This is a genomic window from Streptomyces sp. DH41, from assembly GCF_029813785.1.
GTDB lineage: Bacteria > Actinomycetota > Actinomycetes > Streptomycetales > Streptomycetaceae > Streptomyces.
In genome coordinates, this window is sequence record NZ_JARVKY010000026.1 from 1 (window position 1) to 26,330 (window position 26,330).

General features: G+C 72.8%; 28 protein-coding genes. 11 read left to right on the plus strand and 17 right to left on the minus strand.

The features are described 5' to 3' along the window. Window positions 1-72: 72 nt before the first annotated feature. Genes QC283_RS32140 through QC283_RS32155 form a run of 4 tightly spaced genes read right to left on the minus strand, consistent with a single transcriptional unit; the run spans window position 73 to window position 2,291 of the window. Window positions 73-447 (minus strand): hypothetical protein, encoded by a 375-nt coding sequence (locus QC283_RS32140; protein WP_279565267.1) that lies wholly within the window; start codon window positions 445-447, stop codon window positions 73-75. A gap of 43 nt (window positions 448-490) precedes the next feature. Further along, window positions 491-1,015: a roadblock/LC7 domain-containing protein gene (locus QC283_RS32145; protein WP_279565268.1), complete on the minus strand. Its 525-nt coding sequence runs from the start codon at window positions 1,013-1,015 to the stop codon at window positions 491-493. 38 nt (window positions 1,016-1,053) lie between these two features. After that, complete coding sequence (locus QC283_RS32150) at window positions 1,054-1,839, minus strand: hypothetical protein (protein WP_279565269.1); 786 nt, start codon at window positions 1,837-1,839, stop codon at window positions 1,054-1,056. Next, window positions 1,836-2,291 carry a hypothetical protein gene (locus tag QC283_RS32155; RefSeq protein WP_279565270.1) on the minus strand — a complete coding sequence of 152 codons (456 nt, stop codon included), beginning with the start codon at window positions 2,289-2,291 and terminating at the stop codon, window positions 1,836-1,838. Before QC283_RS32155 ends, QC283_RS32150 begins: the two co-directional genes overlap by 4 nt. Window positions 2,292-2,554: 263 nt before the next feature. Between QC283_RS32155 and QC283_RS32160 the strand changes: the two genes are divergently transcribed. Further along, entirely contained in the window at window positions 2,555-3,637 is a 1,083-nt protein-coding gene (locus QC283_RS32160) for a YihY/virulence factor BrkB family protein (RefSeq protein WP_279565271.1), read from the plus strand. Here the strand turns inward: QC283_RS32160 and QC283_RS32165 are convergent, their stop codons facing one another. Beyond that, the gene (locus tag QC283_RS32165; protein ID WP_279565272.1) at window positions 3,638-4,432 is read right to left on the minus strand and encodes an SDR family NAD(P)-dependent oxidoreductase; all 795 of its coding nucleotides are present in this window, start codon (window positions 4,430-4,432) and stop codon (window positions 3,638-3,640) included. Between the two features lie 194 nt (window positions 4,433-4,626). Between QC283_RS32165 and QC283_RS32170 the strand changes: the two genes are divergently transcribed. The 4 genes from QC283_RS32170 to QC283_RS32185 all read left to right on the plus strand — a co-directional run bounded on the left by QC283_RS32170 (window position 4,627) and on the right by QC283_RS32185 (window position 9,678). Next, a complete protein-coding gene (locus QC283_RS32170) occupies window positions 4,627-5,778 on the plus strand; it encodes a hypothetical protein (protein ID WP_279565273.1) in 1,152 nt (383 codons plus the stop codon). Window positions 5,779-5,969: 191 nt separating this feature from the next. Then, a complete protein-coding gene (locus QC283_RS32175) occupies window positions 5,970-6,530 on the plus strand; it encodes a 2Fe-2S iron-sulfur cluster-binding protein (protein WP_279565274.1) in 561 nt (186 codons plus the stop codon). Then, window positions 6,531-7,523, plus strand: a complete 993-nt coding sequence (locus tag QC283_RS32180; protein ID WP_279565275.1) for an FAD binding domain-containing protein — start codon at window positions 6,531-6,533, stop codon at window positions 7,521-7,523. 25 nt (window positions 7,524-7,548) lie between these two features. Continuing rightward, on the plus strand, window positions 7,549-9,678 hold the full coding sequence (locus QC283_RS32185) for a xanthine dehydrogenase family protein molybdopterin-binding subunit (protein WP_279565276.1): 2,130 nt from the start codon (window positions 7,549-7,551) through the stop codon (window positions 9,676-9,678). Window positions 9,679-9,744: 66 nt separating this feature from the next. Here the strand turns inward: QC283_RS32185 and QC283_RS32190 are convergent, their stop codons facing one another. Then, a complete protein-coding gene (locus tag QC283_RS32190; RefSeq protein ID WP_279565277.1) occupies window positions 9,745-11,250 on the minus strand; it encodes a hypothetical protein in 1,506 nt (501 codons plus the stop codon). A 207-nt stretch (window positions 11,251-11,457) separates the two neighbouring features. Here QC283_RS32190 and QC283_RS32195 point away from each other — a divergent pair, with 207 nt between their 5' ends. The 3 genes from QC283_RS32195 to tgmB all read left to right on the plus strand — a co-directional run bounded on the left by QC283_RS32195 (window position 11,458) and on the right by tgmB (window position 13,095). Then, window positions 11,458-11,781, plus strand: a complete 324-nt coding sequence (locus tag QC283_RS32195) for a YkvA family protein (RefSeq protein WP_279565278.1) — start codon at window positions 11,458-11,460, stop codon at window positions 11,779-11,781. A gap of 119 nt (window positions 11,782-11,900) precedes the next feature. Continuing rightward, window positions 11,901-12,092: a putative ATP-grasp-modified RiPP gene (gene tgmA / locus QC283_RS32200; protein WP_003978169.1), complete on the plus strand. Its 192-nt coding sequence runs from the start codon at window positions 11,901-11,903 to the stop codon at window positions 12,090-12,092. Window positions 12,093-12,108: 16 nt separating this feature from the next. After that, entirely contained in the window at window positions 12,109-13,095 is a 987-nt protein-coding gene (gene tgmB, locus QC283_RS32205) for an ATP-grasp ribosomal peptide maturase (RefSeq protein WP_279565279.1), read from the plus strand. A 28-nt stretch (window positions 13,096-13,123) separates the two neighbouring features. On the opposite strand, the gene QC283_RS32210 is transcribed toward tgmB, so the two are convergent. Together QC283_RS32210 and QC283_RS32215 are read right to left on the minus strand one after the other, a co-directional pair. After that, window positions 13,124-13,342, minus strand: a complete 219-nt coding sequence (locus tag QC283_RS32210; protein WP_279565280.1) for a hypothetical protein — start codon at window positions 13,340-13,342, stop codon at window positions 13,124-13,126. 108 nt (window positions 13,343-13,450) lie between these two features. After that, window positions 13,451-13,936, minus strand: a complete 486-nt coding sequence (locus QC283_RS32215) for a hypothetical protein (RefSeq protein WP_279565281.1) — start codon at window positions 13,934-13,936, stop codon at window positions 13,451-13,453. A 225-nt stretch (window positions 13,937-14,161) separates the two neighbouring features. On the opposite strand from QC283_RS32215, the gene QC283_RS32220 reads away from it, so the two are divergent. Next, a complete protein-coding gene (locus tag QC283_RS32220) occupies window positions 14,162-15,130 on the plus strand; it encodes a GlxA family transcriptional regulator (RefSeq protein ID WP_279565282.1) in 969 nt (322 codons plus the stop codon). 73 nt (window positions 15,131-15,203) lie between these two features. On the opposite strand, the gene QC283_RS32225 is transcribed toward QC283_RS32220, so the two are convergent. The 3 genes from QC283_RS32225 to QC283_RS32235 form a co-directional block, all read right to left on the minus strand. Beyond that, window positions 15,204-15,467 (minus strand): DUF5133 domain-containing protein, encoded by a 264-nt coding sequence (locus QC283_RS32225; protein WP_279565283.1) that lies wholly within the window; start codon window positions 15,465-15,467, stop codon window positions 15,204-15,206. Between the two features lie 188 nt (window positions 15,468-15,655). Next, window positions 15,656-17,425, minus strand: coding sequence for an ABC transporter ATP-binding protein (locus tag QC283_RS32230; RefSeq protein WP_279565284.1), 1,770 nt, complete (start codon window positions 17,423-17,425; stop codon window positions 15,656-15,658). Between the two features lie 281 nt (window positions 17,426-17,706). Then, the gene (locus QC283_RS32235) at window positions 17,707-18,258 is read right to left on the minus strand and encodes a hypothetical protein (RefSeq protein WP_279565285.1); all 552 of its coding nucleotides are present in this window, start codon (window positions 18,256-18,258) and stop codon (window positions 17,707-17,709) included. A gap of 431 nt (window positions 18,259-18,689) precedes the next feature. On the opposite strand from QC283_RS32235, the gene QC283_RS32240 reads away from it, so the two are divergent. Both QC283_RS32240 and QC283_RS32245 read left to right on the plus strand, forming a co-directional pair. Next, window positions 18,690-18,917: a DUF397 domain-containing protein gene (locus tag QC283_RS32240; RefSeq protein WP_279565286.1), complete on the plus strand. Its 228-nt coding sequence runs from the start codon at window positions 18,690-18,692 to the stop codon at window positions 18,915-18,917. Window positions 18,918-19,069: 152 nt separating this feature from the next. Then, window positions 19,070-19,990: a helix-turn-helix domain-containing protein gene (locus QC283_RS32245; protein ID WP_279565287.1), complete on the plus strand. Its 921-nt coding sequence runs from the start codon at window positions 19,070-19,072 to the stop codon at window positions 19,988-19,990. Between the two features lie 97 nt (window positions 19,991-20,087). On the opposite strand, the gene QC283_RS32250 is transcribed toward QC283_RS32245, so the two are convergent. The 6 genes from QC283_RS32250 to QC283_RS32275 form a co-directional block, all read right to left on the minus strand. Then, window positions 20,088-20,906, minus strand: coding sequence for an SAM-dependent methyltransferase (locus tag QC283_RS32250; protein WP_279565288.1), 819 nt, complete (start codon window positions 20,904-20,906; stop codon window positions 20,088-20,090). A gap of 145 nt (window positions 20,907-21,051) precedes the next feature. Beyond that, window positions 21,052-22,332, minus strand: coding sequence for an ABC transporter substrate-binding protein (locus tag QC283_RS32255; RefSeq protein ID WP_279565289.1), 1,281 nt, complete (start codon window positions 22,330-22,332; stop codon window positions 21,052-21,054). After that, window positions 22,329-23,465 carry a branched-chain amino acid ABC transporter permease gene (locus tag QC283_RS32260; RefSeq protein ID WP_279565290.1) on the minus strand — a complete coding sequence of 379 codons (1,137 nt, stop codon included), beginning with the start codon at window positions 23,463-23,465 and terminating at the stop codon, window positions 22,329-22,331. The genes QC283_RS32255 and QC283_RS32260 overlap by 4 nt, the downstream gene beginning before the upstream one ends. Continuing rightward, window positions 23,458-24,354, minus strand: coding sequence for a branched-chain amino acid ABC transporter permease (locus tag QC283_RS32265; RefSeq protein ID WP_279565291.1), 897 nt, complete (start codon window positions 24,352-24,354; stop codon window positions 23,458-23,460). Before QC283_RS32265 ends, QC283_RS32260 begins: the two co-directional genes overlap by 8 nt. After that, on the minus strand, window positions 24,351-25,151 hold the full coding sequence (locus QC283_RS32270; protein WP_279565292.1) for an ABC transporter ATP-binding protein: 801 nt from the start codon (window positions 25,149-25,151) through the stop codon (window positions 24,351-24,353). Before QC283_RS32270 ends, QC283_RS32265 begins: the two co-directional genes overlap by 4 nt. Next, entirely contained in the window at window positions 25,148-25,939 is a 792-nt protein-coding gene (locus tag QC283_RS32275) for an ABC transporter ATP-binding protein (protein ID WP_279565293.1), read from the minus strand. The genes QC283_RS32270 and QC283_RS32275 overlap by 4 nt, the downstream gene beginning before the upstream one ends. Window positions 25,940-26,330: the final 391 nt, after the last annotated feature.

The window sequence follows — 26,330 nt, forward strand, 5'->3', positions numbered from 1 at the left end:
GTCTCCCGCCGGGCCCGCGCCGGTTCCGTGGTCCGCCGTTCTTCGGTCCGCGGTCCGCGGTCCGGCGGGGGCTCAGACCTCCAGTTCGGTCTCGATCCGGCGCAGTTGGTGGCGGGCCATCGCCAGGTTGGCGCGGCTCGCGTCGAGCACCAGGTAGAGGAACAGCCCGTTGCCGCCACGGCCCTTGAGCAGGCGGATCATGTGGTACTGGGTGTTCAGGGTGATCAGGATGTCCTCGATCTCCTCCTTCAGACCGAGGTGTTCCATCGTGCGCAGCTTGGACCGCACGACGTCGGTGTTGCCGGCGGCGGCGACCTCCAGGTTGAAGTCCTTGCCACCGCCCAGCGTGCCGAGGGCCATCCCACTGGTGTAGTCGACCAGCGCGGCGGCGGTGGCTCCGTCGATGGAGCTGAGGCATTCCTTGAGCGAGGTCTCCAGGTTGGCCATGCGTGGGTTCCTTTCCGGACGTGATCGGTACGCGATCGGTTGATCAGGTCGGCCGGCGGTGGCCGCCGGTCTGGGTGCTCGGTTGGTGGGTGGGCCGCTGCGGAGTGCGCACCGGCAGGGTGCCGATGGGGCGGGCCGGGTCAGCGGGAAGCGTCGTGACGTGTTCGGCGTCCGGGGTACGACCGCGGTCCTGGCCGATCCGGGCGACGACCAGCTCCCCGATCCGGGCGCCGCTGCGCCGGCCCTCCAGGTGCAGCCGGCCCACGTTGACCCGGCCGTCGGCGAGCAGGGTGAGCACGGCGGCCTGGCCGGCGGCGTAGGTGGCGACGTAGCCGTCGGCCCCGCGCAGCAGCAGTTCGCGGAACCCGCCGCGCGCGGTGGCGTCGGCCATGCGGTGCGCTACGCCGAGGGCGGCGGCGGTGAGCGCGGCGAGGCCCTCGGGTTCGGTGCCCGGCGCGTCGTGGGCCAGGACGAGCCCGTCGACGGTGGCCGCGAGCGATCCGGTCAACTGGGGTACCCGGTTGCGCAGTCGGTGCAGTTCGTCCAGGACGTCGCTCTCGACGGCCATGAGCAGTCTCCTTTCGGCACGCTGGCGACGCGCGCGGATCACAGGGCCTCCAGGGCGTGTCGAAGCCGTCGCAGCAGGGCCGTGTCCGGGTCGTCCCACACGACACCGTGCGGCTGAGGGGCCGGCGTGGGAGGCGTGGAGGCGGGCGGCGCGGCGGTGACGAGGCCGTCGGCGGCCAGGCGGCGCAGTTCGACGAGGGTGTGGTACGTGCGGCAGGCGAGCGCCGAGGCGATCTGAGCGGCGGTGCGGACGCCGTCGACCTGCGTCAGGATCCGGCCGCGCCGTACCGGCAGGTCGGCGGCGCCGGCGTCGGGCGCCCGGGTGAGGGGGACGGTGTCGATGTCGGGGCTCGGCCAGATGCGGTCCAGCAGGGCGCGTCGGCGGTCGGACTCGCGGACGACGACGTCCACCGGTACGGAACGCACCGCGCCGAGCCAGTGCACCGCACCCGGCCGGAAGCGGTGCGCGCGCGTGTCGTGGGCGAGGAGGAAGTACGCGGCGTCGAACAGCGCGCCCAGGTGGCAGACCTCCAGCGCCCCCGCGGCGAGCCGGCCGCTGTCGACGAGCCGGTGTCCGACCCGGGCCTGTGTTCCGCCGCGGTCGACCGCGTCCCACCAGCCGTCCGGCGCGACGGCGCCGCTGCGGGTGAGCAGTGCCTGGAGGTCCGGGGCGAAGGCGGACTCCACGTGTACGACACGGCCCGCCGACAGGTAGACGATGCCCCGCTCGCCCGACAGGGCGCCGGTCGCCCCTTCGGCCGCGAGCGTGCCGAGGGCCGCCGACGTCGTTTCGTGCGTGGTCCAGGTGGCCGTCACTCCGGTCATCCGAGCACCAGACGATCGGCTATCTCGGCGAGCCGGATACGGGCCAGGGCGAGGTTTCCCTCGTTGCGGTCCAGCCACAGGTGGAGGAAGACGGTGCTGTCGAACGGGGTGCTGACGAACCTGAGCAGGTGGTAGACGTCGGCGGTGGTGGCGATCAGGTCCTCGACCGGCGGCTCCTTCTCCGGCCCGACGGCGGGGTCGCTCACGCCGGTGGCTCCGGTGGTTCCGGTGGCCCGGGTGGTGGCCTTCTGGTCGCCGGCCGCCGCCAGGGAGCCGCTCTCCGCGACATGCCGGGCCAGTTCGGCGGTCTCCGCCGCCGTCGCCTCCCAGTCGCCGCCCGGCGCGTCGCCGACGGCGCCCAGGGCGAGACCGCTGATCCAGTCGACCAATGACGCGCCCCGAGCGCCGGGCAGGCGCATGGCTTCGAGCAGACTCTCGTCGATCCCGGGCACGCCGGATCCCCTCTCCTGCACGGCTGTGTACCGCGAACGTGACGCCGAGACTACGGAAAGTGCACCCACCCGGTCAGCGCTTTGGCATTTTCCAGAGGAACGTGCGCGCGCTCCGGCATACTGCGTTGTTTCGGCCGTGCGAGGGGCCTCGGGGTTCCCGCGGGCGCGGGACGGCGCGGGCGGGCTCGCCCCCCGGTGCGGGCGGTCGCCGCACACCCCGCGCCCGGGTGCGTGGGCACGCCGAGACGGGCAACTCGGGGTCCATGGCCCGACAGCATCTTCCCCATCGCGGGAAACACACGAAGGACGACACGGCCGACACCGCGAACGGGACGGCGCCGGACAGGACGACGCCCGGGGACTACGGTCCGGGCTCCTCCACCGAGCGCGCCGCTCCCGACTCCCCGACCGAACTGCCGAAGCGCTCGTGGTCCGCGCTGCTGCGGCGCGTGATCGCCGAGTTCAAGGACGACGAGCTGACCGACCGCGCCGCCGCCCTGACCTACTACGGGATCCTGTCGCTGTTCCCGGCCCTGCTGGTCCTGGTCTCGCTGCTCGGGATCGCCGGGCAGTCCGCCACCCAGGAGGTCCTGGACAACATCCAGAAGCTCGCCCCCGGTGCCGCGCGGGATGTCATCACCAACGCGGTGGAACAGCTGCGGGCCAAGGCCGGTCTGGGCTCCGTACTGGCGGTGGTCGGCCTGGTCGGCGCCATCTGGTCGGCCTCCGGCTACGTCGCCGCGTTCATCCGCTCGGCGAACGCGGTCTACGACATGCCCGAGGGACGCCCCGTGTGGAAGGTGCTGCCGCTGCGGGTGGCCCTGACCGTGGTGCTGCTCGTACTCGCCGTGGTCAGCGCGCTCATCGTCGTGTTCACCGGCAGCCTGGCCCAGCAGGTGGGCACCGCGCTCGGCGTCGGCGACACCGCGATGACGGTGTGGTCGATCGCCAAGTGGCCCGTGCTGGTCCTGCTCGTGACCTTCATGATCGCGATCCTGTACTGGGCCACCCCGAACGCCCGCGTCAAGGGCTTCAAGTGGGTCTCGCCGGGCAGCTTCATCGCCCTGCTGATCTGGCTGGTCGCCTCGGCCGGGTTCGCCTTCTACGTGGCCAACTTCGGCTCGTACAACAAGACGTACGGCACCCTGGCCGGTGTCATCATCTTCCTGGTGTGGCTCTGGGTGACGAACCTGGCCATTCTGCTCGGGCTGGAGTTCGACGCCGAGCTGGCCCGGCAGCGGGTGATCGACGGCGGCCATCCGCCCGGTGACGAGCCGTACGTGGAGCCGCGCGACACCCGGGCGTGGGACGAGACGGACCGGCGGCGCGCGGCACCGGGAGAGTGACTACGGGAGGATCGAGTCTACGTATCCCCCGTCGACGCGGACGGCCGCGCCGGTCGTGGCGGACGCCTGGGGCGAGCTCAGGTAGACCACGAGGTTGGCGATCTCCTCGGGCTCGATGAGCCGCTGGAGCAGCGACTGCGGGCGGTGCTCGCGCATGAAGACGCGCTGTGCCTCGTCCCAGGGCAGGTCCCGGTCGACCAGCTGGTACACGAAGTCCTCGACACCCTCCGTGCGGGTGGGCCCGGCGATGACGCAGTTCACCGTCACGCCGCTGCCCGCCGCCTCCTTGGCGAAGCCGCGGCCGACCGCGAGCAGCGCCGTCTTGGACACCCCGTAGTGGATCATCTCGGCCGGCACGGCGACGGCCGAGTCACTCGCGATGTACAGCACCCGGCCCCAGCCCCGTTCCCTCATGCGGGGGAGATGGGAGCGCGTCAGCCTGACGCCCGCGAGGACGTTGATCTCGAAATACCGGCGCCACTCGTCGTCGCTGATCTCCAGCGCGGGCACCGCGCCGAAGACGCCGAGGTTGTTCACGAGGATGTCGACGTCGGGCAGCGTCCGAAGGGCCCGCTCGGCGCCCTCCTCGGTCCCGAGGTCGGCCGCGACCGGCACGAACACGCCGTCCGGCACCTCGGTCCGCAGTTTCCGGGTGCTCTCCTCCAGGCGGGCCGCGTCGCGTCCGTTGACACCCACGGTGGCGCCTGCCCGGGCCAGTCCGGCGGCGATCGCCGCTCCGATGCCCTGCGAGGAGCCCGTCACCAGCGCGGTTCGTCCTCCGAGATCGAGGTTCATCGGATCGCTCCCTGTCGTGCCGTACGGTCGGTTCGCCGTGCTTCTGCCCACCCTCGCCCACGTCGCGCCCGGGGCCCCGCCGACCGCGCCGTTCACCGTGCCGCGACCCGCCCGGTCGGCGGACCCCGGGTGCGCTCCGCTGACCTGCGGCGTCGATACTTGCCTGTGTCCGTGCCCCTGATTCCCGAGGACTCATGCCGACCTCTGCCACCGCCCGCCCCACGACTCCGCCCACGGTGTGGCCCGCTCGCGGCCGCCATGTCGGTTCCGCCGCGGAGGACACCGTCCGGCACACCCTGCAGCGGCTCAAGGACAGCCACGTCATCGACGACTTCCTGGAGCTGCCCGACGAGCGGCCGGACGACGCCGCCGCCGGTGTCCGGATCTTCGAGGCGCGCTGGAAGGCCCCCGGGGCCGTCACCGTGCGGGCCAGGCTGCTCCTGGAGCCGGGCTCGGCGGGCGGGCAGGAGTGGACCGTCCTCGCGGAGGCCGAGGAGGCCTGGGATCCCTCCTGGCCCTCCCCCGCCACGATGTTCTGGCCCGACGACCCGGACGTCACCTGGGACCGCGACGCCGCCACGGGGCTGCGGCTGCGGGGCCTGAACACATTGCCGGACGACGACAAGGCCGTACGCCGGCTGCTCAAGGCGGCCGGGCGCAGCCCGTGGAACGTCCACGTCGTCGTGCACGAGGCGATGACCCCCGACCACCGCGGCCGGGTGCCGCTGGCACAGCGGCTGCCGCCCGGTCTGCGGCACCGCGTGGTCGAGCACCGCGCCGCGCCGCAGCAGCTGCGGGTGGTGAACTGGGCCCTGGAGGACTTCGGGGTCCAGGTGCCGCGCGGCGGCGCCGTGGTACTGCCCGGCACCCCCGCCCCGTCCGGCTACGACGCCCAGGACTTCTCCGTCCGCACCGTCTTCCTGGACGGCTCCGAGCCCACCGGCCTGATCGCGGCGGTGACGTCCTTCGACGCGCTGAGCCGGCCGCTGCCGGACGGCGCGGAGGAGGCCCTCACCGCGCTGCGCGAGGACTGGCGGCTGCTGACCGTGGAGGAGGAACTGGAGCGCGAGCGCAAGCTGGTGGCCATGTACGCCGAGGCGCTGGAGGCCATGACACAGTCCCGGGACCTGTACCGGGAGGCGGCGGAGAGCGCGGCCGAGGCCCTGGCCGCGTACCGGGAGTCCGCCGGGTCCGCCCCGGCCGGACCACCGCCGCCCGCGACTCCCGCGACCTCCCCACTGCGGCAGCTGACCCGCACGCTGGAACGGTTCAGGGTCTCCGGCAGGACGCCCCGCCCCGCGCCCGGCCAGGACGCCTCCCGACCGCCGGCCGAGCCCGGCGACTGACACCGCCGGACCAACGGAGCTCCGGACCACCGAACGCCGGGCGCCGGGCGCCGGCGCTCCGGCACGCTCGGCGCGAGACCGTCCCGACGGTGGGCGACCGCCGGCTGAGGGCACCCTCACGTGTCAGTCGGCGCGACGTGGATACGCGGACGGCACAGCCGCACGGCCCGTCCCGGAAGGTCACCGACGCCATGGACAGCCAGCACGAGAGCGCCGCCCCCGCTTCACCACCGGAGTCGTCCCGCTCGCAGACCACGCTCCGCGTCAACGGCAAACCGCACACCCTCACCGTCGACCACCGCCGGGTCCTGCTGGACCTCCTGAGGGAGGATCTCGGGCTCGTGGGCGCCAAGAAGGGCTGCGACCACGGTCAGTGCGGCGCCTGTACGGTCCTGGTGGACGGTCGCCGCGTCAACAGCTGCCTGCAGCTCGCCGTCACCCTGGACGGCTGCGAGATCACCACCGTGGAGGGCCTCGCGGGGGACGGCGAGGACCTGCATCCGATGCAGCGGGCGTTCCTGGAACGCGACGCCTTCCAGTGCGGATACTGCACCCCGGGTCAGATCTGCTCCGCCGTCGGCGTGCTCGCCGAGGCCGCGGCCGGGCACCCGTCCCACGTCACCGAGCCGGGGGCGCCCTCCGGCGAGCCCGTCGCGCTGGACCGGGAGGAGATCCGGGAGCGGCTGAGCGGGAACCTGTGCCGGTGCGGTGCGTATCCGCGTATCGCCGACGCGGTCGAGGACGTGATCTGAGTGAAGCCCTTCGCCTACGTACGGGCCGGCAGCGTCGAGGAGGCCACCGACGCGTTCGCCGCCCACCCCGGCGCCCGCTACCTCGGCGGCGGCACCAACCTCGTCGACCTGATGAAGCTCGGTGTGGAGACGCCCGCCGCCCTCGTCGACGTCACCCGGCTCCCGCTGGACGCGGTGGACGAACTGCCCGACGGATCGCTGCGCGTCGGCGCGACGGTCCGCAACAGCGACCTCGCGGCGCACCCCGCCGTCCGCGACCGCTACCCCGCGCTGTCCCAGGCACTGCTCGCGGGCGCGTCGGGACAGCTGCGCAACGCCGCCACCACGGGCGGCAACCTGCTCCAGCGCACCCGCTGCCCCTACTTCCAGGACCTGTCCAAGCCCTGCAACAAGCGGGAGCCCGGCACCGGCTGCGGCGCGCTGGAGGGCGTGCACCGCGACCACGCGGTGCTCGGCCACTCCGAGCAGTGCGTCGCCACCCACCCCTCGGACATGGCGGTGGCGCTCGCCGCCCTGGACGCGCGCGTCGAGTTGCACGGCCCCGAGGGGACGCGGAGCGTGCCCGCCGCCGACTTCCACCGGCTGCCGGGGCAGCACCCGGAGCGGGACACCGAGATCCACCCCGGAGAGCTGATCACCGGCGTGCTCCTGCCGTCCGCCACGGCCGGACTGCCCTCCGCGTACCGCAAGGCCCGCGACCGGGCGTCGTACGCCTTCGCCCTGGCCTCCGTCGCCGCCGTCCTGGACCTGCGGGACGGGGTGGTGGAACGCGCCGGGATCGCCTTCGGAGCACTGGCGCACCGGCCCTGGCGGGCCCGGCGGGCCGAGGACGCGCTGGTGGGCGCGGCGCCCACCACGGCGGCGTTCGAGCACGCCGTCGATCTGGAGCTGGCCGCCGCCGAACCGCTGCGGGACAACGCCTACAAGGTGCCGCTGGCCCGGCGGCTCGCCCTGGACGTACTGGGCCGGCTCGCCCCGCCCGCCACGACCTGAACCCGGCGTCCACGAGGAGGACTCCATGACCGGCACCGAGACCGTCCTGGGCGCTCCAGCCGAGCGCCGGGAAGGGCGGGAGAAGGTCACCGGCACCGCCCGGTACGCCGCCGAGTACGACTTCCCGGGCCGTGCCCAGGCCTGGCCCGTGCCGGCGGCGGTCGCGCGGGGCCGGGTGACCGGCGTCGACCCCGCCCCCGCGCTCGACATGCCCGGCGTCCTCACGGTGCTCACGCACGAGAACGCGCCCCGGCTCGGGGACCCGGACGACCCCACCCTGGCGCTGCTGCAGAGCCCGCACGTCCCGCACCGGGGCTGGTTCGTGGGCCTGGTGGTGGCCGAGACGCTGGAGGCGGCGCGGGCCGGCGCCGCCGCCGTCCGGATCACGTACGAGGCGGAGAGCCACGACGTGACGCTCACCGCCTCGCATCCGGAGGCGTACGTCCCCGAGTCGGCCAACGGAGGATTCCCGGCCGTCACCGGCCACGGCGACCCCGACGCTGCCTTCGCCTCCTCGGCGACGCGTGTCGACGTCGAGTACCGGATTCCGCCGCTGCACAACCATCCGATGGAGCCGCACACCAGCACGGCGGGGTGGGACGGCGACCGGCTGACGGTGCACTCCTCCAGCCAGGGCACCAGCGCCGTGCGCACGGAACTCGCCAGGCTGTTCGAGCTGCCCGAGGACCGGATCACGGTCCTCGCCGAGCACGTGGGCGGCGGTTTCGGGTCGAAGGGCACGCCCCGCCCCGACGTGGTGCTGGCCGTGATGGCGGCGCGGGTGACCGGCCGGCCGGTCACCGTCGCGCTGCCGCGCCGCTACCTGCCCGCCGTCGTCGGCCACCGCGCGCCGACCCTGCACCGGCTGCGTCTGGGCGCCGACGCGGGCGGCCGGCTCACCTCCCTCGTGCACGAGGTGACCACGCACACCTCCCGGGTGAAGGAGTTCGTGGAGCAGGCCGCGGTCCCCGCGCGCGTCATGTACGCCGCCCCCGCCCTGCGCACGCTCCACCGCGTCGCGCGGCTGGACGTGCCCACGCCGTCCTGGATGCGCGCCCCGGGTGAGTGCCCCGGCATGTACGCGCTCGAGTCCGCGGTGGACGAACTGGCCGCCGAGGCCGGCGTCGACCCGGTGGAGCTGCGGATCCGCAACGAGCCGGAGACCGAGCCCGACAGCGGCAAGCCCTTCAGCAGCAGGCATCTGGTGGAGTGTCTGCGCGAGGGCGCCCGCCGCTTCGGGTGGGAGGACCGCGATCCGCGCCCCCGCTCCCGCGGCGCCGGGGACCTGCTGGTCGGCAGCGGGGTGGCCGCGGCCACGTACCCGGTTCTGGTGTCGCCGTGCGCCGCCTCCGCTCGGGCCCTGCCCGACGGTGGGTTCCTGGTGCGCGTCAACGCCACCGACATCGGCACCGGCGCCCGGACGGTCTGCGCCCAGATCGCCGCCGACGCCCTCGGTGTCCCGCTGGACCGGGTCCGGATCGAGGTCGCCGACAGTGACATCGGTTTCGCGCCCATGGCCGGCGGCTCCTCCGGCACCGCGTCCTGGGGATGGGCCGTGCACGAGGCGTGTGTCCGGCTGACCGGCCGGCTGGCCGAGCACTCGGGGCCGCTGCCCGACGAGGGCGTCACGGCCGACGCCGACACCTCCGGCACCGCCGACGCCGAGAGTCCCTTCGCACGCCACGCGTTCGGCGCGCACTTCGCCGAGGTCACCGTGGACACGGTCACCGGTGAGGTACGGGTGGCACGGCTGCTGGGCGTCTTCGCGGCGGGGCGGATCCTCAACGCCCGTACGGCGCGCTCGCAGTTCATCGGGGGCATGACGATGGGCCTGGGCATGGCGCTGACCGAGGACAGCACCGTGGACCCGGCGTTCGGCGACTTCGCCGAGTCCGACCTGGCCTCGTACCACGTGCCCGTGCACGCCGACGTGTCGGCCGTCGAGGCGCACTGGCTCGACGAGGACGACACCCACCTCAACCCCATGGGCAGCAAGGGGATCGGCGAGATCGGCATCGTCGGCTCGGCGGCGGCCGTCGGCAACGCCGTCCACCACGCCACCGGCATCCGCTTCCGGGAACTCCCGCTCACTCCGGACCGGGTGCTCACCGCTCTGCTCGAACACGGCCATCCCGCGGGCATGCTGGGGACGTGAGCACACCGACTGGTCCGCGACGGATCTCCGGCGCGGACCAGTCGGTGTGCGAAGGACACCTGGCGGTCAGTCCGTCGCGCCGCTCGTCCCGGCCACCGGGCGGGCCGGCCGGCGCCCGGCGGGCGCCTGCGAGGCCACCCTCGCGCACAGGGCCGTGAGCGCGACCAGTGACGTCAGTACGGCGACGGCGACGGCGACCCAGGTGGGTGCCAGCGTGAGGTCCACGGCCTCGGACACGCGCGCCGACGGTGTCGCGCTGCCGTACAGCTTGGCCGAGGCCAGCGCCGCCGGACCCACGACCGCCGCGGCGAGCAGGGGTACGGCGGGCCGCACGGTCAGCAGCAACGCCAGCACCAGGCAGAGCGCCGACAGACCGAGGGCGGCTCCGTAGGCGCGGACGGACGCGTCGTTCTGGTGCAGCGGGAAGTAGGCCACGCCGCACCCGGCCAGGACGGCGACGGTGAGCCAGACCGGCCAGGCCGCGCCCCGGGCCGTACGGCGGGCCGTACGCTCGTGGGCGTGGGCGTGGTCGTGGTCGTCGTCGTGCGGTGCGTGGTCACGCGGCGCACCATCCTCGTCGCGGCCGCGTTCGCGGCGCGGTGTCCTGCGGGACGGGCGCGGTGTCCTGCGGCGTTCGCGGCCGCGGCGGTCACCTTCGCGTCCCCGGCGGTCCGCCGCGGCGAACACGCCGGCCAGTCCCGCCGGTCGGGGGGCGGGTTCCGGTGCGTCGTCCTCGCCGGCACCGTCCAGGGCCGCCCGCAGGCGGCGGGCGTCGGGGCTGTCCGGGCGTGCCAGTCCGTCCTCGGCCAGCCGGCCGATCAGCTGGACCAGTTCCTCGACGGGCCGGCCGGTGGCGGCGGCCCGTACGGCCTCCTGCCCGCAGTGCGGTTGCAGGGGTGTGCGGTGCAGCAGTTCCATCAGCCGGGTGACGTCCTCCACCGAGCGGCACTCCGCCGCGGCCCTGATCGCCTCGTCCGCGCTGTTCGAATGGCGCGGCGGCCGGGTCAGCAGGCCGACCAGCCGGGTGACGTCCTCCACGGACCGGTTCACGCCGACCGCGCGGAGCGCGTCGACCGTGGCCTGCGCGTGCTGCGGGGACCGCTCCAGCATCGTGATCAGGTCGACGATCTCCTCCAGCGGGCGGTCGGCCACGGCGGCACGGACCAGGTCGCCGACCGGATCGCCGTACTCCCGTACGACTGCGTCGGGGGCGGCCGGTTCCTGGCCGAAGGGCTCCTGAACGCCGAAGGGCTCCTGAAGGAAGGGGTCCTGTGGGACGGGCGCGGCTTCCTGCCGCGCAGGTGCCTGGGGCGGGGGTTCCCGGAAGGCGGGTTCTTCACGATCGGATTCTTGGCGACCGGGTTCGTGGCGGCCGGGTTCTTGACGGGAGGGTTCCTGACGGGCAGGCGAACGGGCGGCGAAGGGAGGGACGATCGACGCCTCCGCCTCGGCCTGCGCGCCCGGCGGACGTACCGGGTGCGTGCCGGTCGCCGTGGTCGTCTCCCCGGTGGGCAGATCCACGGCGGATATCGCGTACTCGGGCGAACGGGGTGATGAAGAGCCGGTAGTCATGATCTCTCCGTATGGGTGGGGGTGCGGCCGCCCTGCGTCCCCGACATGCGACTCGCGCTGTGTGCTGACCATTACTAAGCACGTCCACCACGCCGTGCCACTGGAGTGGGCCACAGGGATGAGAGACCCGTCCTCACTGTCTTATCGCCGCGCCGAGCGGGCATCCGGGAGAGCAGGCGCGTACCGCGCGCCATAAGGAGGGGCGGGGTGGATACGACCACGGTGGTGATCGTCGCGGTGGCGTCGCTCGCGGCGATCCTCCTCGCGACGGCGGTCGGCGTGCTGGTGCGGCTGGTCCGCACCCGACGGGACCTCAGGCGGGCCGGGCTGCCCACCGGTCCGCGATGGGTCTTCTGGGGCGCCGTCCTCTACTTGGTGCTGCCGGCGGACCTGGTGCCCGACCCGGTCTATCTGGACGACATCGGTGTGCTGCTGCTCGCTCTGCGCTCCGCGCGGAACTCTCTCGGCGGGCGGGGGGACGCGGCGGACGGGCGGAAGGACCCCGGCCCGCCCCATGACTACGCTGCGTAAGGAAACCATTCACCCGTTCGATTCGTATAAGTCTCTGGAAGCCGAAGGAAGTCGGCGGACCGGGCGACGGCGCACAAGGACCGTCGTCTGATCGGCGCAGCACCGACCAGGGAGAGACGATGCAACCGTTCGCGCTCAACTACGCACGGCCGGCAGTGGAGTTGGAGGCCACGACTCCCTACGTCTACGACTCCGGGCTGCAGTTGAACGTGCTTCTGGACGGGCGGGTGGCCGCCTGTGACCACGCGCTACTGAGAGAACTGGGGACCACGACCTCCACCGCGGGGTCGAAGACTCACTTCGACGACTGAACACGGGCCGTCGACAATGACCGTGTTGATCCTTACCTGTGAAGAGGACGTCACCGCGGACATGGTGGTCGTGCACCTGAACGCGTCGGGGGTACCGGTGGTCCGCCTGGACCCCGCCGACCTGACCGACTCCGTCGCGCTCTCCGGTGAGTTCGTGCACGGCTCCTTCCGGGGCCATCTGTCCTCGGGGGGCCGCCTGGTGAGCATCGGCGGACTGCGGTCCGTCTGGGTGCGCAGGCCGGGCGGCGCCGCCACGCGGGCCGCCGAGCCCTCCGCGTGGCTGACCGAGGAGTCCGGGCAGGCGCTCTACGGCATGCTCCGCGGCTGCGGGGCGCGCTGGATGAACCAGCCCGACGCGGCGCACCGGGCCCGGTACAAGCCCTGGCAGCTGCGGCTGGCCCAGCGGTGCGGGCTGCCCGTGCCGGCCACACTGATCACGACGTTCCCCCGGGCGGCGCGCGAGTTCGCCGGGCGCTACCCGGATCTCGTGGTCAAGCCCGTATCCGGCGCGCATCCGCAGGATCCGCCCCTGGCGGTACCGGCCAGCAGGGTGCCGCCCGAGGCCGACTTCTCCGCCGTCGCCCACGGCCCGACGCTGCTGCAACGCCGGGTCGCCAAGCGTGCCGACATCCGGCTCACCGCCGTCGGCGACGAGTTGCTGGCCGCCCGGAAGACGACCCTCGCGAGCCTGGGGCCCGACGACGTGGACGTCCGCTTCGCGGCGTCCCCCGAGCCCTGGCGGCCCGCCGAGGTGCCACCGCGCGTCGCCGAGGCCGTCCGCGCCTACCTTCGTGCGGCGGGCCTGTCCTACGGCGCGCTCGACTTCGCCGAGGACGGCGACGGCACCTGGTGGTTCCTGGAGTGCAACCAGTCGGGGCAGTTCGGCTTCGTCGAGGTGGACACGGGCCAGCCGATCGCCCGCACCATCGCCGAGTGGCTGGCCCGGCCCGGCGCCGAGGACCCGGCGGACGTGGGCGGCCCGGATACGACGGTCGTCGGATGAGGCCCGGGATCCCCGGCCGGCCGTCCCCTCAGTGCGGGCGCGGGCCGGGCAGCAGGGCGGCGGTGCGCTGCCAGCCGGCGCCCGGGGACGGCTGTCGTTCGGCGCCGGGCAGATGGCCGGGCGAGCGCAGCGGGCGCATGACGACCTCCAGTTCCCTGCTCACGCGCTCGGCATCCCGTCGCACCTGCTCGGGGACGTCACCGCGTTCGGCGACGAGTCGGTCGTAGATGGGAGAATCCTGGAACACCCGTCAACGTGCCTTTCGTGTCGTCCGCCCCCGCACGGAGGCGCGACTGAGCAGTCTAGGCGCCCGTCCACCCGATGGTGTGCATTCGGTCCAGGAGGTGACGGCCGCTCACGCGCCGGTGGTGGAGCCGGGCCGGACGATCATGAGGACCGTGACGGTGGCCCACAGCAGGTTGAACAGGCCGGTGAACATGGCGAGCCGGGCGGTACGGGCGTGCTCGACGGTCTGCCCGCCGTTCAGCCGCTCCAGTAGTTCCTCCTGCCGGGGCAGGACGAAGGCGACCAGGATGCCGGCGGCGGCCGCGGTCAGGGCGATGGACGTGATGAGCCACGCGTCCCCCAGGACGCCCATCGCCGCGGCGGTGGCGAAGCCGAGGACCGGCACCGCGATGCCGAGGCCGGCGTAGACCCGGCAGATGCGGTGCAGCAGCCGGACGGTGCCCACGTCCCCCGCGTCGGTCCCGCCTCCGGCCCCCACGGGCAGCGCCACCCCCACCCGTCGGGCGGCCGGCGGGAACATGCTGGCCGCGACGGTGACGGGCCCGACGGCGATGATGGCGGCCAGGACGTGGAGGGACAGCAGGATCTTGGTCATCGGTCGGGGCTCCGGAAGGCAGGATCGGTCGATGCGGTGGGAGCCACGTTAGAAAACCGCCGGGAGAGCGCACAGAGGCTGAAACGACAGCTTCCAACTGATTCCCGCCAACCCTCTGACCAGCCGGTGTCCGTCCCCGTGTCCGGCGGTGTCCGGCAGGACCGGACGGAACAAGGACTGTCCCGGGGTTCTGCGCCCGGCGGGAATCCGCCTATCGTGGCGCCCATGCACTCCGTGGCGATCCTGGTCCTCGACGGCGTGGTGCCGTTCGACATGGCGGCACCCATGCAGACGTTCGACTGGACGCGGCTGCCCGACGGGCGCAGCCCGTACCGGGTCCGGCTGTGCGCGGAGTCGCCCGACGTGCGCACGGAGGGACTCGCCCTCCGGATCGACCGGGGGCTGGAGGCGCTGGAGTCCGCCGACACGATCATCGTGCCGGGACGTTCCGAGGAGCACGGCCCGCCCTCGGAACGCGTCCTCGCGGCGCTGCGGCGGGCGGCCGGTGCCGGTACCCGGATCGCCTCGGTGTGCGTGGGCGCCTTCGTCCTCGCTCAGGCCGGGCTGCTGGACGGGCTGCGGGCCACCACCCACTGGATCGCGGCGGCGGAACTGGCCCGGCGCCATCCGCTCGTGGACGTGCGACCGGACGTGCTCTACGTCGACAACGGACAGATCCTCACCTCGGCGGGCGCCGCCGCCGGTCTGGACATGTGCCTGCACATGATCCGCCGGGACCTGGGCTCGGCCGTCGCCGCGCACGCCGCCCGGATGTGTGTCGTGCCGCTGGAACGGGAGGGCGGACAGGCCCAGTTCATCGTGCACGAGCGTCCGCCCGTGCCACGGGGCTCGGACCTGGAGCCACTGCTGGAGTGGATCGAGGACAATCTGGCCGGGGAGGTGACCCTCGGGGCGATGGCGGCGCGCTCGGGCATGAGCGAGCGCACCTTCAGCCGGCGCTTCCGCGAGCAGACGGGCACCACGCCGCTGCAGTGGCTGCTGCGGGCGCGGGTGCGGCGCGCCCAGTACCTGCTGGAGAACGGCGACCACTCGATCGAACAGATCGCGCGGCAGTCGGGGTTCGGCTCCCCCACCGCCTTCCGGGAGCGCTTCCGCCGGGTGGTCGGCACCACTCCGTACGCCTATCGCGCGGCGTTCCACGGTAAACCGCCCGAACCGGCGGTGCGCGCGTAGGGCCCGCCTCGGGTCGGCCCGGCGCGTCCGGCCTCACCGGCCCGAACCGAGGCGGGCCCCGGGCGCGGTGGTGTCACACGGCCAGCGACAGGCCGCTCTCCCCGCCCGGGTCCGCGGCGCGGGCCGTGTCCGGCGTCCGCCCCTTGGCGAGCAGCAACGCGTCCGCCTTGGCCACCGCCTCGTGGATGCTGGTCGTCGCCATCATCACGCACAGCGTGTAGCTGACGTCCGTCAGCTCGCGCGCCGTCGCCGGCCTCTCCCTCTCCGCCTGAGCGATACGCAGTGACGCGTACCGCGTCAGCAACTCCCTGACGACCTTCGGGTCCGGTTCGAGCACGAAGCGCCCCTCTCTCGAGTTTCGCTGCGTATGCCCGAGCCCGGCCGGAACATTCGCACCGTGCGCGTTCCTGCTCGCAATTGACGAAATTCCGTCGTTTCCTGTCCGACCGTCATCGCGAGGTCGCTGGCCGGACCGGACGGGCGCGCAACCGTGGCCCAGGGCCCGGGACCGGTGCGGAACCGCGCTCAGGCGACCTGGCCGCTGTGCAGTGCCGTGTACGCCCCTCCCCGGCCCAGGAGTTCTTCGTGGGTGCCGGTCTCCTGGATACGGCCGTCACCCATCACCACGATCCGGTCCGCTCCCCGCACGGTGGACAGCCGGTGCGCCACGACGAAGGTGGTGCGTCCGCTCAGCAGCCGGGCCAGCGCCTGCTGGACGAGTGCCTCCGAGCGGGTGTCCAGCGCCGAGGTGGCCTCGTCCAGGATGAGCACCTTCGGGTCCCGGATCAGCGCCCGGGCGATGGCCAGGCGCTGGCGCTGACCGCCGGACAGCCGTGCGCCGTGCTCTCCGACCAGGGTGTCGAGGCCCTGCGGCAGCCGGTCGACGAACTCCAGGGCGTTGGCGTCCCGCAGCGCCCCGCGCACCGCTTCCTCGTCGGCGTCGTCCATGCCGTAGGCGACGTTCTCCCGGATCGTGCCGTCGAAGAGGATGGACTCCTGCGGCACCACCGAGACGAAGCGCCGGTAGGTCCGCAGGTCGAGGGTGTTCATGTCGGTGCCGTCGAGCAGCAGCCGGCCCGAGGTCGGCCGCAGGAAGCCGATGACCAGGTTGAGCACGGTGGACTTGCCGGCCCCGGACGCGCCCACCAGCGCGATGGTCTCGCCGGGCCGGACCGCGAGCGTGAAGTCGCTGACCGCGGGTCGCCCGTCGCTCTCGTAGAGGTGCCCGACACCCTCGAAGGAGACGGCGCCGCGCAGCGAGGTGAGTTCCGTCTTGCCCTCGTTGTCCTCCAGTTCGGGCGCCTGGAGGACCTCGCCGACCGACCGGACGGACTCCAGCCCCTTGGTGATGACCGGGGCCAGCCCCGCCAACGTTGTCGTGGAGTTGGTGAGGGTGGTCAGGAAGGCGCTGAGCATGACGACATCCCCCGCGGTGACTCCCCACACGTCGTAGTACGAGATCAGCGCGGCGCCCGCGAGGACCAGCACGCCGACCACGTTGAGCACGACCCAGGCCAGCGATCCGAAACGGCCGTTGACCAGGTCCAGGCGGTTTCCGGAGGTCAGCAGGCGGTCCAGGGTGCCGTCCATGCGGCGCAGCGCCTTGCGCTCCAGCCCGTGGGCGCGCGTGACCGGTATGAGCCGGGTCATCTCCGTGACCCGGGAGGACAGGGCCTCGACCTCGTGGCGGAAGTGTTCGTTGTGGCTGCGCAGCCGGGCGCGGAGCCGGGCCACGAGAAGGGAGGCGGCGGGTACGACGATGAGGAAGACGGGCAGGAACTCGGGTGTGCGCACGGCGATGATGACCAGGCCGCCGGTCAGGACGGTGAACGCGCCGAGTCCCGTCTCGGCGGTCTGCTGCACCATCTGCTCCACCGTCTCCACGTCCCGGACCACCTTGGCCTGCAGGACGCCGGCGCTGACGCGCGAGTGGTAGCCGATGGACAGTTGCTGCATACGCGTGCACAGCGCGGAGCGCAGGGTGGTGCCCATGCGGCGCACGCTGCCGTACAGGAGGCGGACGTACAGCACGTGCAGTGGGTAGTTGACCACCAGGATGAACATGATGATCCCGGTACTGGTCCACAGGTTGCCGATCGGACCGCGCTGGACGACGGTGTCGATGATGGACGCGGTGATGAGGGGCAGCAGCCACACGGGGCTGTGCTTGACGGTGAAGACGACGACCGCCCCGGCCAGGCGGCGGCGGTCGGCACGGAACAGGTAGACGAGCGTGCGTATCGGGTGTTCGCCCCGGTAACGGTGGTCGAGCGGTTTTTCGAGCGGCGACGCCATGGGCGCGGTCCTCCTGGTGACCGAGTGGGGCAAGCGCTTTCCCATCCGCGCTTTCCTACCCTCTCGGCGAGGAGTACGCCACACCGTCCCGCGGGTCGGTACGCCGGTACTTCGGCACGTCGGCAGGTGTGCGTCGGTACGTCGGCGTGCCGGCGGGGCGGAAGGAGACCCGCGCCTTCTCCCCCGTGGAGGGCGCGGGCCTCGGTCTCCGAGTGTGCGGATCCGGTCCGCGGTGCCGGTCTCAGTCTCCGAGCGTGCGGATCCGGTCCGCGGTGCCGGTCTCAGTCTCCGAGCGTGCGGGCGAGTTCGGTCGTGGCCCGGGTGATCTCGCTGTCGTCCTCGGCCAGCAGCCGCTCCAGCTCGCCGCGCCGGGCGCGGACGGCCTGCCGTGCCGCGCGCTCCCATGCCACGGGGTTCTCCCGGTGGTTGAGCAGCTTGGGGTAGGCGGTGGCGGTGGTCTCCCACTGCCGGGCGTCGGCGATGTTCTTGAGCAGCTGAATGATCTGCGCCCGGCAGCTCACCTGGGGGCGCTGCGCCAGTTCCCAGAGGAAGGGAACGGTGGCGGCGGTCGCCTGTTCGACGACGAAGCCGTACTGACAGATGCGTTTGCGCAGATCGCCGAGGGCCGCGCCGGCGGCTTCCGCGTCACCCCAGGCGACCTTGCGCAGCAGCCGGGGAATGGCCGCGGCCGAGCCACTGGAGTCCTGGATCTCGCTCCAGGGCACGCCGTCCAGCCCCGCCAGGGGAGCGGCCGCGGACCTGGACGAGCCGTGCGGCTGCGTATGACGGTCGGTGCGCCGGGTGCTCGGTTCGGGTGTCGGAGCGCTGCGCATGGTGTGGGGCCCTTCCGCGGCAGTCGGGTCAGGTGAGGGGGCGGATCGGCGACTTGACCGGGACGGTCCTGCCCGCCTCAGGCCCCGGGGTCCGGCCCCGGGCCTTCGTGAGGGCGTCACCGCCGCACGGGCCGCGTCCGTGCTCCTGTAGCGCGGAGCCGCCGGACGGGGCGGAGAGGGGTGCGTCGCCCCGGGGGCCGGAGACGGCCGGCATCGGGTGACCGGAGCGTTGGACGCGCAGGTGACGACACGGCATCTCCCTGATCCGACGTCATGTGGGGGCGCCCACCGGGGGGTTGACGCCACGGCTATTATCCACGCTGACAGCGCTCGCGTGCAATTGCACGAGAAATTGCGCGAAAAGAATCGGACGGGAGCGCACGGGGACCGACGGGACTCGGTCCGCTCCCCCGGACGGCAAGGAGACCGCGGTGCCACCAGTGCGCAACGGAGTGCGGGCCAGTTCCCTGGACGCCAGCTGGACGAAGAGCCGGCACAGCAACGCCGAGGGCAACTGCGTCGAGGTCGCCTCTGTGGACGGGGGCATCGCGATGCGCAACTCCCGTGATCCGGACGGCCCCGCGCTCGTCTACACCCCGGCGGAGGTGGCCGCCTTCCTGGCCGGGGCGAAGGACGGCGAGTTCGACCACCTGCTGTGAGGTGAGAAGGCGCGGTACCGGCGTCGGCCGGGAGAGGGGCGAGCCGGCCACCGAACCGGCTCAACCACCCGTTTCTCACTGACGGATGCGGCGAACGGCGTCGAGGTGCGATAGTGTGTTTTCTCAAGTCTGCCGGTCTGCTGGGAGTCAGGATGTCCGCCGCGTCGCCTCACCTCTCCCGACTCGAACCCTATCTGGACCGGGCCGAGCCGGCGCCGACTCTGCTGAAGATGCTCGTCGGCGTTCAACTGGCGGGCTTTCGCGAGGACGCCGGCCTCTCCCAGGAGCAGGCGGCACGTGACCTCGGGTTCAGCGCGGCCAAGCTCTCGCGCATCGAGTCGGGCAAGGGCCGCAGGCCCCCGACGGAGACCGACGTCCGTGCGCTGCTGAAGCGGTACGGCACCGACGACTACGAGGCCTCGGTACTGGTCAAGCTGCTGCGGCGCGCCGGTGAACCGGGCTGGTGGCAGCGGTACGACAAGCGTCTGATGCCCGAGTGGTTCGACCGTCTGGTCGGTCTCCAGGAAGCCGCGGCGACCATCCGGACCTTCGAGATCCAGTACGTCCCCGGCCTGCTCCAGACGCCCGCCTACACCCGGGCCGTGGTCGAGCGCGGCCTGCCGAACGCACCCGCCGGCGAGGTCGATCGCCGTGTCGAACTCCGCATGCGCCGCGCGGAGTTGCTGCGTCGCGGCGATGCCCCGCAGCTGTGGGCGATCATCGACGAGTCCGTGCTGCTGCGTGTACTGGGCAGCCGCGAGACCATGCGGGAACAGCTCGCCCATCTCGTCGAGACGGCCGGGAAACCCCATGTGACGCTGCAGATCGTGCCGCTCGACGTGACGAACGCGTCGGCACCCGCGATACCGGTCACCTATCTGCGCTTCGGCGGCATCGATCTGCCCGACGTGGTCTACCTGGAGCACATCAGGAGCGCCAACTTCCTCGAGGACCGCGACGAGACCGAGGAGTACCGGGTCGCCCTGGACCGACTGGCCGATGAGGCGCTGACTCCGCGCGAGTCACTGGATCTGCTGCGCGAGACGATGGCACTGCGCTACCCCGCGAAGTAGCGCGGCAGCGGCACCAGGGAAGCGCCGCGCACGTCGCGCGCCGCCCCGAGCATTTTCCGCGTCGGCACTCGCCGCGGCGCCGGCGTCCCTCTGTCTGTCAGCGCAGGCGGCCCAGACCGCCGAACTCGATCCATTCGTCGGTGAGCTGGCGCGGGACCACGTCACTGTCAGGACGCCAGGTGGAGACCTCGACCAGGCCGGGCTCCAGGATGTCCATGCCCTCGAAGAGGGCCTCCACGTCCTTCGGCTCGCGAACCCGGCCCCAGTGCCCCTGTGTCGCCTGGTCCATGAAGTCCGTGACGAACTTGCGCACCTCCGCGTCCTCGCTGACCAGTTGGCACATCACCGCGTAACTCCCGGGCGCGAGCCGCTCGGTCACCCGGCGGACGACCGCCATCGGGCCGTCGGTGTCGCTGTCCGGGATGCAGTGGAAGACCGAGTTGAACAGCACGGCCACCGGCTGCGAGAAGTCGATCAGGCGCTGGGTGTCCGGGTGGTCGAAGATCTCCTCCGTGGCACGCATGTCGGCGTGTATGACGGCGGTCCTGTCGTTCTGGTCGAGCAGGGCCCGGCCGTGGACCAGCACCATCGGGTCGTTGTCGACGTAGATGACGCGGGAGTCGGGGGCTATGCGCTGTGCGACCTGGTGCACGTTGTCCTGCGTGGGCAGGCCGGAGCCATGGTCGAGGAACTGGCGGATGCCGTAGTCCTCCGCGAGGGTCCTGACGACCCGCTGCAGAAAGCGCCGGTTGTTCAACGCGAGCCGACGGGTGCTGGGTACGACCTTGTCGAGCTCTCCGACCGCCGACCGGTCGGCCGCGTAGTTGTCCTTGCCGCCCAGGTAGTAGTCGTACATACGTGCGGCGGTTGGCACGTTGGCGTCGATTTCCCTGGACAACCGCTTGTCGGCTTGCATCGTTCCCCCAGCTCCGTACCGCGCCAACTGCACTGGCATGACAGAGAGTACATCTTATGGACCTGGTCTTCAGGGAAACCAGTACTCGGAGGCAATGACCGCCAAGGCGCCCGCGTGGTAGGCGACTTGGCGGTCACTGGGCAGGTCAGCCGCGTGCGGCCAGGTACGCGTCGACGCCGGGCGCCTTGTGGGCCTCCTCCACTCCGACCAGGCCGCCGACGGCCTTGGCGTCGGGCTTCAGCACGTAGGTCGACCGGCTGGCCGGCGCGGTCACGTAGGTGAAGTTCTGCGGGGTGCCGAGGCCGGTGTCGGCGTTCTTCTGCGAACGGTGCGCCTTCACCACGGCCTCGCGGGTGAGGCTGCCGCCCTCACAGGCCTTCTTGAGGTCCGCGCCCATCAGCTGGGCGGCGTTGTACCCGGAGAGCACGCCGGAGTCGACCGGCTCGCCGGGGTACTTCGCGTTGTAGGAGGCGACCATCTTCTTGACGCCCGGCAGGTCGGAGCTGACCGCCGGTGCGGCGCTGACCACGTGGACCATGGCCTCCAGCGCCGGCGCCGCGGGCGTCTTCATCAGCTGCGGGGAGTAGCCGGGAGCGCTGCTGATGATCGGCACCTGGAGACCGCGGGCGGCGGCCACACCGGCGAGGGAGGCGGTCTGGGCGGGGCCCGCGCTGATCAGGACCGCCTTCACCCCTGCCTTGCTCAGCGCCGACACCTGCGCGGTCAGATCGGTGTCCGTGGCCTTGATCTTCTGGCCGACCACCTTCACCCCCGCCTGCTCGGCGGCCCACTCGGAGCCCTCCAGCGCGTTGGCGCCGTAGTCGCCCTCGAAGTAGACGTGGCCGATCGTGTCGCCCTTGGCGATCTTCTTGGAGCGGGTGAGGAAGTCGACGGCGGCGATCATGTCGAGGTCGTAGGTGGTGCCGAGAACCTGTACGGCGTCCATGCCGAGCAGGGAGGCGGCCCAGGCCTGCGGGAAGGTCAGCATGCTGTCCCGCTGGATGTCGTCGAGCAGGGCCGCGACCACCGGCGAGCCGATGACCTGGGGCAGGGCGACGACGTCCGGGGAGATGTCCGCGTAGGCGGTGACCGCCTTCTGCACGTCGTACCCGTGGTCCTTGACGACGATCTCGACCTTGCGTTCGCAGATGCCGCCCGCGGCGTTGATCTCGTCGGCCCACATCTGCTGGGCCTGCACGATGCTCTTGCCGAGGGTGGCGTAGGGGCCGGTGAGGTCGGTCAGCGCGCCGAGCTTGATGGCCTTGTCGCTGACTCCCGGGCCGGCCTTGACGCCGTCGGCGCCGTCCTCGGTGCTCCCGCCTTCCGCCTTGGTGCTGCAGGCGGTGCCCGCGAGCAGCACGGCGGCCAGCGCCGCGGCGAGGGCGGCGGTCCGGGCGGTACGGGGCCTCGTGTGCGTGACGTTCACGGGGTGTGCTCCTTGGCTCGTGCGGTGGTGTCGGGGGTCGGGGGCGTGGCTGAGGCGTCGGAAGGGTCGGTGGCGGGTGGCCTGCGGCGCAGGCGGGCGCGGGTCCGGCGGGCCAGCCCGTGCAGGCCGTCGGGGGCGTAGAGGAGGATCACGACGATCGCCGCGCCGTAGAGGTAGCGGGAGGCCTCGGTCGGGCCGATGGACCCGTCGCCGGAGCCCGGGGTCGCCACCAGCGGCAGCTGGTCGGCGTAGCGCGTCATCAGCAGCGGCAGCGCGGTGACGAAGACGGCGCCGGCGGTGGCTCCGGCCACGGAGCCGAGGCCGCCGATGACGATCATGGCGAGGTAGTCGACGGAGAGGAGGAGGGAGAAGTAGTCGGGTACGACGCGGCGGAAGGAGAGGGCGAGCAGGACGCCGGCGAGGCCCGCGTACATCGAGGAGACGACGAAGGCGGCCGAGCGGTACTTCGCCACGTGCACGCCCATCACGGACGCCGCGGTCTCGCTGTCGCGCAGCGCCACCAGGGCGCGTCCGGGGCGTCCGCGCAGCAGGCCGCGCGCGGTGAACCAGGTGAGCGCGAACAGGGCGAGGCCCAGGTACCAGAGCCGTTCCTCGGCGCCGAACGGCACGCCCAGAACGGTCAGTTCCGGGTCGGACTCGGCGAAGGTGAAGCCGCCGAGCTCCAGTGGCGGCACCGAGCTTCCGTTGAAGCCGCCGGTGACGGAGTCCGCGGTGAGCAGGACGTGGTGGCCGAGGAAGACCAGGGCGAGGGTGGCCACGCCGAGGTAGATGCCCTTCACCCGGCCGGCGACGGGGCTGAACAGTCCGCCCGCCGCGCCGGCGAGCAGCACGGCGAGGACGAGGGCGACGGCCGGCGGCAGCCCCGGCCCTGACTCCCCGGCCAGCCATACGTAGCCGTAGGCGCCGACGGCGAGGAAGAAGGCGTGCCCGAGGGAGAGCTGCCCCGCGGTGCCGCTGAGCAGGCCGAGCCCGACGGCGCCGATCGCCGCGGCCATGGAGAACAGGCCGATGCGCAGCCAGAAGGCGTCCAGGTAGAAGGGCAGGGCGCACAGGAGGAGGGCGGGCAGCAGGAGTCCGCCGCGCTTCACGAGGACGGAACGGAGGTCAGACACGGGCCGCTCCCTTCGCCGCGAAGAGTCCGGCGGGGCGCACCAGGAGGACCAGCACCATCACGGCGTACGGGGCCACGTCGCCGAAGCCCTCACCGAGGACGTGCAGATCGGACTGGTAGCCGGCGACGAAGGCCTCGGTGAGGCCGATCAGCATGCTGCCGACCAGGGCGCCGACCGGGGAGGCCATGCCGCCGAGGATGGCGGCCGGGAAGGCCTTCAGGGCGATCTGACCGGTGGTGCGCTCCAGCCCCGGTGCCGGGAAGGCGACCAGGAAGACCGCGGCGAGCGCGGCGAGGCCGCCGGCCAGGCACCAGGCGACGGTGCGTACGCGGGTGAGCCGTACGCCTATGAGCGCGGCCGCCTCGCCGTCCTCGGCCGCCGCGCGCAGCGACAGGCCCCAGGGAGTGAACCGGAAGAGGGCGAAGGCGGCGCCGATGGCGACGGCGGACACCAGGATCGCGGCGATGCGGCTGTCCGCGACGGTCACGGGACCCAGGTCGGTCACCGAGTTGCCCCAGGGGTCGCCGAGCGGCAGCAGGTCGCCGCCGATGCGCCGGGCCAGGTCGGTCACCAGGATGATGTCGATGCCGATGGTGACGATGGTCTGGACGTGTGCGGCCTGCGGGTCGGTCCCGACCCGTTGCAGCACCAGCCGGTCCAGCGCCCCGGCCACGGCGGCCGTCACGAGCACCGCGACGGCCAGCGCCCCGGCGAAGCCGATGTCGTCGTGGAGGACGGCGACGAGGTAGCCGCCGAGCAGCAGGAGCGAGCCGTGGGCGAAGCTCAGGACGCCGGACGCCTTGAAGATGGTGACGAAGCCAAGGGCGATCAGGGCGTAGACGGACCCCAGGGCGAGGCCGTTGAGGAGGTTGTCGAGGAAGCCGGTCATGCCGCGTCCTCCCCCGTGGTGCCGGTGCCGAGGTAGGCGCGCAGCACCTCGGGGTCACGCCGGACCTGGTCCGGGGTGCCGTGGGCGATGGCCTTGCCGAAGTCGAGGACGGTGACGTCGTCGGCGAGCCGCATGACCAGTCCCATGTCGTGCTCGACCAGCACGACGGACAGGCCGAGTTCGGCGCGGATCTCCCGGACGACTCCGGTCATGCGGACGCGTTCGGCGGCGTTCATGCCGGCCACGGGTTCGTCGAGCAGCAGTACACGGGGCTCCAGACAGAGGGCACGGGCGAGTTCGACCCGCTTGCGGTCGCCGTAGGACAGCAGGGCGACGGGCGCGTCGAAGTGGGCGCCCAGGCCGGTGAGTTCGGCGATCTCGCGGGCCTTGGCGAGGTGTTCGCGCTGTTCGCGCACGGCGCGCGGCAGCCGCAGGGCACTGGCGGCGAAGCCCGCGTGGGACAGGGCGTGGCGGCCGAGCATCAGGTTGTCGGCGACGGTGCCCTGGGTGGTGACGATGTTCTGGAAGGTACGGGCCACTCCCAGGGCGGCGATCTTGTGCGGGGCGAGCCTGGTCAGTTCGGCGTCGCCGAGCCGTACGGTGCCGGCGGCGGGCCGGTACAGCCCCGACAGGACGTTGAAGCAGGTGGACTTGCCCGCGCCGTTGGGGCCGATGACGGCGTGCACGGTGCCCGGGGCGACGGTGAAGGAGACGTCGTCGAGGGCGACGAGGCCGGCGAAGCGCACGGTCACGTTCCGGACCTGGAGTGCGGGGGGTGCGGCGGTACGGGTGGTCACGCGGCCCCCTTGCTGTCGGTGCCCTCGGCGGTGTCGCCCAGGTAGAGGCGGCGTACGGCGTCCGTCCGCGCGAGCTCACCGGCGGGCCCGGACAGCCGGACCTCGCCGACCTCGAGGACGTGGGCGTGTTCCGCGAGCGACAGCGCCATGCCGGCGTTCTGTTCGACGAGGAGTACGGCGGTGCCCTGGGTGTTGATCTCCCGGACGACCTCGGCGATGCGCTCCACCATCAGCGGGGCGAGTCCGAGGGAGGGTTCGTCGAGGAGGAGCAGGCGGGGTGCGGCCATCAGGGCGCGGCCGATGGCCAGCATCTGCTGTTCGCCGCCGGACAGCAGGCCCGCCGCCTGACGGGTGCGCTCGGCGAGCCGCGGGAAGAGGGTGAAGACCCGCTCCCGGGCCTCGCGGACCTGGGCCGGGGCGCGCCGGTTCAGGCCGAGCCCGCCGGCCCGCAGGTTCTCGTCGACGGTGAGTCCGGCGAACACCCGCCTGCCCTCGGGGACCTGTACGACTCCGGCGCGTACGGCGGCGACCGGGTCCCGGCCGTCGAGGGCCGTGTCGCCGTAGCGGACGCGGCCGGCCGTGATCGCGCCGCGGTGCAGGCGCAGTGTGCCCGACACGGCCCGCAGCAGCGTCGTCTTGCCGGCGCCGTTGGCACCGAGCAGTGCGACGACGCCGCCGTGCGGGACGGTCAGGGACACGGAACGGAGGGCGGACAGTGCGCGCCCGTACGTCACGTCGAGACTCTCGACGTGCAGCGCGGGTTCGCCGTCCGGTGGTGCTGCGGGCATCACGGCTCCTTGGGACCGTGCCGAGACCGGCACGGTGAGGGGAAGGGGGGAGCTCACGACAGCACGCGCGCCGGTGGCGGTACAGAGCCGCGGCCCGGATCGCTGCGGCGTCCCAGTCCCCGGCCGGAGAGTCTGTGCGGATGCCCAGAGGCGGACGGCGGGGGCCGCCAGGGCGGGGGCGCCCACGACACGGGAGCCGGGGCTCCGCAGGGCGACGCCGCGAGACCCTGGCGGGAGACGGCGCCCGCGTCCGCCGGGGCGCCGGGGGCGCCGGTGCCCGGAGCAGCACCCGTGGCCGGCGACTCCCCGCCCCGCCCCCGCCACGCCTCGCCACACCCCCGCCTCGCCACGCGAGAACACCACTCGCGCGGACGCGTGTCCGGCGCGATAC